This window comes from Saccharothrix sabaoui (assembly GCF_051756985.1).
In the GTDB taxonomy this organism is placed as follows: Bacteria; Actinomycetota; Actinomycetes; order Mycobacteriales; family Pseudonocardiaceae; genus Actinosynnema.
The window spans coordinates 21876-30132 of sequence record NZ_JBPKJK010000114.1 but is presented as its reverse complement, the minus strand read 5'-3'; the positions used below and the strand labels follow the sequence as shown (position 1 = coordinate 30132).

5 protein-coding genes are annotated in these 8257 nt (G+C 73.7%); 4 read left to right on the top strand and 1 reads right to left on the bottom strand.

Annotated features, from left to right (window positions below; genetic code table 11):
- Positions 1–14: 14 nt before the first annotated feature.
- A complete protein-coding gene (locus ACR807_RS28915) occupies positions 15–2738 on the bottom strand; it encodes an AbfB domain-containing protein (protein ID WP_438924601.1) in 2724 nt (907 codons plus the stop codon).
- A gap of 138 nt (positions 2739–2876) precedes the next feature.
- On the opposite strand from ACR807_RS28915, the gene ACR807_RS28910 reads away from it, so the two are divergent.
- From ACR807_RS28910 to ACR807_RS28895, 4 genes are all read left to right on the top strand, one after another.
- On the top strand, positions 2877–3875 hold the full coding sequence (locus tag ACR807_RS28910) for a LacI family DNA-binding transcriptional regulator (RefSeq protein ID WP_438924600.1): 999 nt from the start codon (positions 2877–2879) through the stop codon (positions 3873–3875).
- On the top strand, positions 3865–4950 hold the full coding sequence (gene galK / locus ACR807_RS28905) for a galactokinase (RefSeq protein WP_438924599.1): 1086 nt from the start codon (positions 3865–3867) through the stop codon (positions 4948–4950). The genes ACR807_RS28910 and galK overlap by 11 nt, the downstream gene beginning before the upstream one ends.
- 568 nt (positions 4951–5518) lie before the next feature.
- The gene (locus ACR807_RS28900) at positions 5519–7030 is read left to right on the top strand and encodes an alkaline phosphatase D family protein (RefSeq protein WP_438924598.1); all 1512 of its coding nucleotides are present in this window, start codon (positions 5519–5521) and stop codon (positions 7028–7030) included.
- The gene (locus ACR807_RS28895) at positions 7030–8253 is read left to right on the top strand and encodes a hypothetical protein (protein WP_438924597.1); all 1224 of its coding nucleotides are present in this window, start codon (positions 7030–7032) and stop codon (positions 8251–8253) included. Before ACR807_RS28900 ends, ACR807_RS28895 begins: the two co-directional genes overlap by 1 nt.
- Positions 8254–8257 lie beyond the last annotated feature (4 nt).

Sequence of the window (8257 nt, the reverse complement as noted above, 5' to 3'; positions counted from 1 at the left end):
TCGGTCCACCCGGACTACGGCGACCAGGGCGCGTCGACGGCCCAGGTGGTGTCCGCGTCGTAGGACGACGGGGCGTCGTAGGGGTGCGCGCCGCCGTCGACCGCGACCCACACCTCCGCCGAGTGGTGCCGCACGGACGCGCCCAGCTCGTTGAGCGACCGGAGCTTCACGCCGCCGGTGCCGGGCTGGGCGCAGAACGTCGCGTCGCGCCGGTACAGGTCGGTGTCCTCGCTCGGCGAGATCCGCACCCGGAACGCCTGGTGGCGCAGGTGGTGGCCGGGCACGTTGCGCGACTCGAACGAGTAGCACGACGGCTCGGCCAGGCCGCGCCGCACGACGAACGTCGCGTCGCCCTTGAGCAGCGCGGCGCTGCCCGCGCCCACCACGTCGGTGCGCGCGACGCCGTCCTGGTGCCGCAGGTACCGGTCGGTGAACCCGGCCGTGGTGACGCGGAACGAGCGCGCCCGGTCGAGCGGCAGGTCCGCGCCGCTGCGCCACAGCGGGACCGTCGCGGCCCACGTGGTGTCCGCCGCGAAGCCCTCGGCGGTGTCCCACGGGTTCGGGCCGCCGGGGCGCGCCACGTGCACGGCCTCGTCGCGGTGCCGGAGGAAGTGGCCGGGCAGGTTGCGCGACTCCAGCGCCGTGCCGCCCGAGCCGGGGCGCGCGCAGAACGTCGCGTCGCCCGCGAACCCCGCCGTGCCGTCGGCGGCGTCCGAGCGCACGCGGAACCCGGAGTGCCGCAGGTAGCGGCCGGGGAAGTTGCGCGACTCGAACGACAGGCACGCCGCGTCGGCCAGGCCCGGCCGGGCCCAGAACGTCGCGTCCAGGCGACCGGTGTCGTCGCCGACGACGTCGGTGCGGGCCAGGCCGTCGCGGTGCCGCAGGTGGCGGTCGGTGTGGCCGGGTGTGGTGACCCGCAGGGAGATCGCCTCGCCGCGCCCGACCTCGGTGCCGTCGGCGACGGCCAGCACGCGCCGGTTGACCTCGCGCACCCGCGCCTCGGTCACCTTCAGCACCTGCCGGTCGTAGGTGTAGAACCCGTTGACCTCGTTCTCCACGTCGTAGGGCTCGGTGTAGACCGACGCGGACAGGCCGCGGGTGTGCACGAACCGGCCGACCTCCTTGGTGATCTCCACGTACCGGGTGGTCAGCGACGTCTCGTCGGGGAACAGGTCGCCGTAGGCGAAGCCCGCGCCCGGCTGCCACTCGTGGCCGGCGACCCGCCGCCCCAGGCCGCCGTACTCGCCGAGGACGGCGATCCGGTTCGCGTCGGGCTGCCGGGTGGCCGCGGACACCTGGTAGGCGTGGTCGTCGACGACGTCGCCGTTGCCCGGGTCGGGGTCGGACACGCAGCAGTTGGAGCCGGAGTTGTGGTTGATCAACCGGGTGTTGTCGACCGACCGGACGAGGTCCACGATGCGGCCGGCGTCGTACTCGCCCCAGCCCTCGTTGAACGGCACCCACTGCACGATCGAGGTGATGCCCTTGAGCTGGTCGAGGACCCGGCGCAGCTCGGACTCGAAGTGGGCGCGCCCGTTCGGCACCTCGTCCACCGCGTCGAGCGACGGCATGTCCTGCCAGACCATCAGGCCGAGCCGGTCGGCGTGGTAGAACCAGCGGGCCGGCTCCACCTTGATGTGCTTGCGCACCATGTTGAAGCCCAGCGCCTTCTGCCGCTCCAGGTCGAAGCGCAGGGCGGCGTCGGTGGGCGCGGTGTAGATGCCGTCGGGCCAGTAGCCCTGGTCGAGCGTGCCGAGCTGGAACACGAACTTCCCGTTGAGCAGCGGCCTCGTCACGCCGCCGACCACCGCCTTGCCGAGCGAGCGCATGCCGAAGTAGCCGGTGACGACGTCGGTCCCGAGGGTGACCCGCAGGTCGTAGAGGAACGGGTCGTCGGGCGACCACAGCCGGGCGTCCGGGACGGGGACGCGCAGGTGCGCGCCGGTCGTGCCGCTCGCCGTGCCGACGACCCGGCCGCCGGTGAGCACCTCGGCGCGCACCTGCTTCCCGGCCGTGCCCCGCACGACGAGGTCGAGGACGCCCGCGGGCACGTCCGGGGTCGTGTCCAGGCGGGTGACGTGGTCGGCCGCGACCGGTTCCAGCCACACCGTCTGCCAGATGCCGGACGCCGCGGTGTAGAAGATGCCGCTCGGGTCGCGGCGCTGCTTGCCGATCGGGTACGAGCTGCCGTCCACCGTGGACCGCACGCCGACGACGACCTCGTTGGCGCCGGCGCGCAGGGCGTCGGTGACGTCGAACGAGAACGCGTCGAAGCCGCCGGTGTGCGTGCCGACGCGGGTGCCGTTGACCCAGACGCGGGTCTCCCAGGTGACCGCGCCGAAGTTCAGCTTCACCCGGCGACCGCCCCAGCCGGCCGGGGTGGTGAACGTGCGGCGGTAGTACATGTGGTCCTCGTGCCGCTTGATCCCCGAGAGCGCGGACTCGACCGGGTAGGGCACGAGCACGCCCTCGGGGAGCGTCCGGCCGATCGGCGGCGCGTCGAGGTCGGGGGCGCCGGCGAACTCCCAGACGCCGTTGAGGTTGAGCCAGTCGGTTCGCACGAGCTGCGGGCGCGGGTACTCCGGCAGGGCGTTGGTCGGGGACACCTGGCCGGTCCACGGCGTGGTCAGCGGGGCGGGTTTCGGCTGCCAGACGGCGGCGGAGGCGGCCGTCGGCACGGCGAGCACGAGGGTGCTCAGGACGAGGAGCCCGGTCAGCCCGGACAGCAGCTTGCGCATGGTCGCTCCACGGTCGGCAGGGGGCTGGTGACGTGGGTCACCCCGTTCTTACCTCGTTGATACAACGTTGTAAAGCGGTCGGGGGGCCGGCTACCATTCCGGTCGTTCCCGAGACCACGACGGAGGCGGAGGCACCGCTTGGCCACGCTCAAGGACGTCGCCGCGCTGGCCGGCGTGTCGGTGAAGACCGCGTCGAACGTGGTCAACGGCCACGCGTTCGTGAAACCGGAGAACCGCCGCCGGGTGGAGCAGGCGCTGGAGGCCACCGGCTACCGGCCCAACCTCGGCGCCCGCAACCTGCGCCGGGGCCGCACCGGTTCCCTGGCCCTCGTGGTGCCCGAGCTGGTCGTGCCGTACTTCGCGGAGCTGGCCGGGCTCGTGCTCGGGGCGGCGCGGGAGCGGGAGTGGAACGTCCTGATCGAGCAGACCCTGGGCACCCGCGAGGGCGAGCGGGACACGCTGGCCTCGCTCGGCCCGCACATGATCGACGGCGCGATCGTCAGCCCCGAGGCGCTGGAGGCGCGCGACTTCGACGAGCTGGCCCCCGGCATCCCGGTCGTGATGCTCGGCGAGCACCTCGTGGACCTGCCGATCGACCACGTGGGCATCGACAACGTGGCGGCCGCGCGCACCGCCGTGGCGCACCTGGTCGGCCTGGGGCGGACCAGGATCGCCGCGATCGGCGCGCACCCGCACCGCGGCACGGCGGCGCAGCGCCTGGAGGGCTACCGGCTGGCGCTGGCCGACGCGGGCCTGCCCGTGCGCGACGACCTGGTCGCGACCGCGCTGAACTACCACCGCCGCGACGGCGCGGAGGCGATGGCGCGGCTGCTGTCCGCGCCCGAACCGCCGGACGCGGTGTTCTGCTTCAACGACCTGCTCGCCACCGGCGCGGTGCGCGCGGCGGCCGAGCGCGGGGTGCGCGTGCCGCACGACGTGGCCGTCGCCGGTTTCGACAACACCGAGGAGGGCGCGTACAGCCTGCCGTCCCTCACCACCATCGCGCCGGACAAGGCGGCCGTGGCGCGGGCCGCGGTGGACCTGCTGCACCGGCGCGTCGAGGACCCGCGACGACCGCCGGAGCACGTCCGGACGCCGTTCTCGTTGCGGGTGAGGGAGAGCACCGGTGGTGCGTGAGGGCGTGTTCGAGGCTCCCGGTCGGATCAACCTGATCGGCGAGCACACGGACTACAACGACGGGTTCGTGCTGCCGATCGCGCTGCCGCAGACGGCTCGGGTGATCGCGGCCCGGCGGGACGACGGCGTGCTGCGGGTCGCGTCGAAGCAGGCGGGCGGCACGACCGAGGTGCGGGTCGTGGACCTCGTGCCGGGCGCGGTGACCGGCTGGGCGGCGTACGCGGCGGGCGTGGTGTGGGCGCTGCGGGACGCCGGTCACCCGATCGGCGGGTTCGGGCTGCTCGTGGACGGGTCCGTGCCGCTGGGCGCCGGGCTGTCGTCGTCGGCGGCGCTGGAGAGCGCGGTGGCGCTGGCCGTGACCGAGCTGTCCGGGGTGTCGCTGGACCGCCGCGAGCTGGCGCGCATCGCGCAGCGCGCGGAGAACGAGTTCGTCGGCGTGCCGTGCGGGGTCATGGACCAGTCGGCGTCGCTGCTGGCCCGGGAGGGGCACGCGCTGCTGCTGGACACCAGGTCGATGAGGACCGAGCACATCCCGTTCGACCTGTTCGGCCACGGCCTGTCGCTGCTGGTCGTGGACACGAAGGCGCCGCACCGCCTGGTCGACGGCGAGTACGCGGCGCGGCGGCGCGACTGCCACCGGGCCGCCGCGCTGCTGGGCGTGCCCGCGCTGCGCGACCTGCGCGACGCCGACCACGACCTGCCCGACACCCTGGCCCGGCGGGTGCGGCACGTGGTGGGCGAGAACCACCGCGTGCTGGAGGTCGCCGACCTGCTGCGAAGCGACCGCGTGCGCGACGTCGGGCCGCTGCTCACCGCGTCGCACGAGTCGTTGCGCGACGACTACCAGGTCACCGTGCCCGAGCTGGACACGGCGGTCGACGTGCTGCTGGCCGAGGGCGCGCTGGGCGCGCGCATGACCGGCGGCGGCTTCGGCGGCTGCGTGATCGCGCTGGTCGAGGAACCCGCCGTGGCCGCCTGCGAGGCCGCCGTGCGCAAGGCGTTCGCCGCCGCCGGCTTCGCCACCCCCGAGACCTGGACCGCCACCGCCTCCCCCGGCGCCCGCCGCACCGCATGACCCATCCCCCACGAACGCAGAACTCGCGCGTCCTGAACGCATGACTCACCCGCCACAAACGCATGACTCGCCAGTCGCGAACGCAGAACTCAGGGGTCCCGAACGTCGGACTCGCGGGGCCGGAACGTACGACTCTCGCGCGAGTCATGCGTTCACGACCCGTGAGTCCAACGCTCAAGACCTGTGAGTCCAACGCTCAGGGACCCTGAGTTCTGCATTGGGGACGTGTGAGTGGGGGTCAGCGGGTTAGTACCAGGGCTTGGGGGCGGCTTGTTCGGTGCGGGTGCGCAGCCACTTGACCCGGGTGGTGGTCTCGTCCTGGCAGGTGCGCACCGCGCCGCCTGCCGCTCGCACAGGTGGCTCCTCGGTCACGTGCTCGTCCACCCGCGACGGCCACGTCCCGCCGGCCCCGTAGGGGGTGCGTGGTCCCCACGGGTGCTCTTCGGCTTCCCGTCTTGCCATGCCGTACGGCCTACCCGTCTACACCCGTACTACACGTGCCGCTCACCTTCCCGGTGTACGCAGGGGTGCGCAGCGATCTTCCCGGCCCTGCACCGAAGGAGAGCCGATGTCCCCGTTGTCCCGCCGAACGCTCATCGCCGGCGGCATAGCCGGCGCGGGGGTGGGCGTCCTGTCGCCCGCCACCGCGAACGCGCTGGCCTACCCGTTCACCCTCGGCGTCGCCTCGGGCGAGCCGGTCGCGGACGGTTTCGTGATCTGGACGCGCCTCGCGCCGAGCCCGCTCAACGCGGACGGCCTGGGCGGCATGACGAGCGCCACCGTGACCGTGGAGTGGCAGGTCTCCACCGACCGGCGGTTCACGCAGGTGGTGCGCACCGGCTCGGTCGGCGCGACCCAGGCGTGGGCGCACAGCGTGCACGTGGAGGTCGACGGCCTCCAGCCCGGCCGCGAGTACTTCTACCGCTTCCGCGCCGCCGGGCACATCTCGCCGGTGGGCCGCGGCGTCACCGCACCCGCGGTCGGCACCAGCCCGGAGCTGACCATGCTGTTCGCCTCGTGCTCGCACTACGAGGAGGGCTACTTCACCGCCTACCGGCGCATGGCGGAGGAGAACCCGGACCTGGTGCTGCACCTGGGCGACTACATCTACGAGGGCGCGGCGACCACCACGAAGGTGCGCCGGTTCTCGCCGGCGGCGGAGATCGACGGGCTCGCCGACTACCGGGTCAGGCACGCGCAGTACAAGACGGACGTGGACCTCCAGGCCGCGCACGCCGCCGCGCCGTGGCTGGTCGTGTGGGACGACCACGAGGTGGAGAACAACTACGCCGAGCTGGTGCGCAACGACTCCTCCCCGGCGGGCGACTTCACGGCGCGGCGCGCGGCGGCGTACAAGGCGTACTACGAGCACATGCCGCTGCGGTCCGCGCAGCGGCCGGTCGCGGAGGACATGCAGCTGTACCGGCGGGTCCGCTGGGGCGGCCTGGCCACGTTCCACCTGCTCGACACCCGCCAGCACCGCGACGACCAGGCGTGCGGCGACGGCACGAAGGTGTGCCCGGAGGCCGACGCGCCGACGCGCACGCTGACCGGCGCGGCGCAGGAGGCGTGGCTGCTGGACGGGATGCGCCAGAAGCTCGGCACCTGGGACTTCCTGGGGCAGCAGGTGTTCTTCGCGCAGAAGCTCGCCTCCGCGGACGGCGCGAGGTCGATGGACTCGTGGGACGGCTACACCGCCAACCGCGGCCGGCTCCAGCGGGGCTGGGACGCGGCGGGCCTGCGCAACACCGTCGTGCTGACCGGCGACGTGCACCGGTCGTGGGCGGCGAACCTGATGAACGACTACACCGCGCAGGACCGGGTCGTCGGCACCGAGCTGGTGACGACCTCGATCACCTCCGGCGGCGACGGCAACGCCGCCGACAACGGCCTGTCGAGCCTGAACCCGCACGTGAAGTTCTACAAGAACCTGCGCGGCTACGTCCGCACGCGCACCTCCGCGACGCGGGTGGACGTCGACTTCCGCTTCCTGGACCGGGTCACCACGCGCGACTACCCGGTCCGCACGCTCCAGAGCTACGTGATCGAGGCGGGCAACCCCGGATTGCAGGCACCCTGATGAAGACGACCCCGACGAAGACGACGACGAAGCTGGCCGTCCCCGCCCTCGTGTGCGGGCTGGTCCTCGCCGGCGCGGGCACCGCGTCCGCCGCGGCCACGTGGAGCGCCGCCAACAGCACCGCCACCGGGGACCAGGACAACGCCGCCGTGTCCGCCGTCCGCAACGGCTGGACGGCCGTGGTGTGGGAGGACGACCGCGACGACGCCACCCCGACCGACCCGCTGCACAGCGACGTGTGGGTGCGGCTGTTCAAGGACGGCGAGTCGCGCTACGAGAAGAAGCTGTCCGCCGGCGGCAGCGGCGACTGGCGGCACGTGCAGCCGGACGTGGCCCTGCACGACGACGGCAGCGCGGTCGTGGTGTGGGCGGAGGACGCGGACGGCAACGGCTACTACAACATCCAGGTGCGGGCCCTGTCGAACACCGGCGCGGTGTCGGGTTCGGCGATCGCCAACGCGGACCCCGCGGGCCAGCAGAGCGTGCCCGCGGTGGGCGCCGACCCGGACGGCGCCGGGTTCGCGGTGGCCTGGGAGGACGAGCAGACCTCCGCGAACGCCACCGTGCGGGTGGCCGGGTTCGCGTCGATCTCCGCCAAGTCCTACGAGGTGCAGGCGCACGCGACGGGCGGCACGCACCAGCGGCCGGACGTGGCGGTGGGCGCGGCGGGCAACGCGGTCGTCGCGTGGGCCGAGGACGGCGACGGCGACGGGGCGTTCGACGTCGCGCGCAAGGTGCTCACCCCGACCGGCGGGGTGAAGGTCGCGCAGGCGGCGGCCAACGCCTCCACGGGCGGGCAGCAGCGCCGCCCGGTCGTGGCGGCGAACTTCAACGGCGACTTCGCGGTGGCCTGGGAGACCGACCACACGGGCACGGCCGGGGTGGGCGTCCGCTCGTTCACCGCGGCGGGCGCGGCGCGGACGGCGGCGGACACCGTGCTGCCGGGCGCGGACCCGCAGATCGGCGTCGACGACCAGCTCGACGTCGCGGTCACCTGGGCGCAGGCGCAGGACGTGGTGACGCAGGGCCTCAACCCGGACGGCACGGTCGAGGGCCGCCTGCCGCGCCAGGCGACGGTCTCCACCGCCACCGGCCGCCAGGACGAGCCGGCGCTGGGCGTCGACGCGTGGGGCCGGATCACGGTCGCCTACACCGACGACAACGACGGCAACGGCTTCGACCAGGTCTACCTGGGCGTCGGGCTGGTCAACAGCACGTGGTGAGGCG